This is a genomic window from Nocardia sichangensis (assembly GCF_047200615.1).
GTDB classification, from domain to species: Bacteria; Actinomycetota; Actinomycetes; order Mycobacteriales; family Mycobacteriaceae; genus Nocardia; species Nocardia sichangensis.
Window position 1 is genome coordinate 1 of the sequence record NZ_JBJZOK010000145.1, and the last position, 445, is coordinate 445.

At 66.7% G+C, this 445-nt stretch carries 1 protein-coding gene; it reads left to right on the forward strand.

The window, feature by feature from the left end; genetic code table 11:
- The coding region (locus tag ACL03I_RS39520; protein WP_412808675.1) for an AMP-binding protein at positions 1-445 on the forward strand (445 nt) is incomplete at both ends.

The following is a 445-nucleotide window of genomic DNA, read 5'->3' on the forward strand; positions in this document are numbered from 1 at the left end:
TCCCCGACGAACACCGCCACTGGCAGATCATCGAAAAATACGGCGTCACCATCTACTACACCGCCCCCACCCTGGTGCGCACCTTCATGAAGTGGGGCAGGGAAATACCCGCCGCCCACGACCTGTCCAGCATCCGCGTGCTCGGCTCGGTCGGCGAACCGATCAACCCCGAAGCCTGGCGCTGGTACCGCGAGGTCATCGGCGGCAATCGCACCCCCATCGTCGACACCTGGTGGCAGACCGAGACCGGCGCCATCATGATCTCCCCGCTGCCCGGCGTCACCGCCGCCAAACCCGGCGCCGCCATGACCGCGCTGCCCGGCATCTCCGCTCGAGTCGTCGACGAAGAAGGCAAACCGGTCCAACACGGGGAAACCGAAGCCAACGGCTACCTCGTGCTCGATCAGCCGTGGCCGTCGATGCTGCGCGGCATCTGGGGCGACAC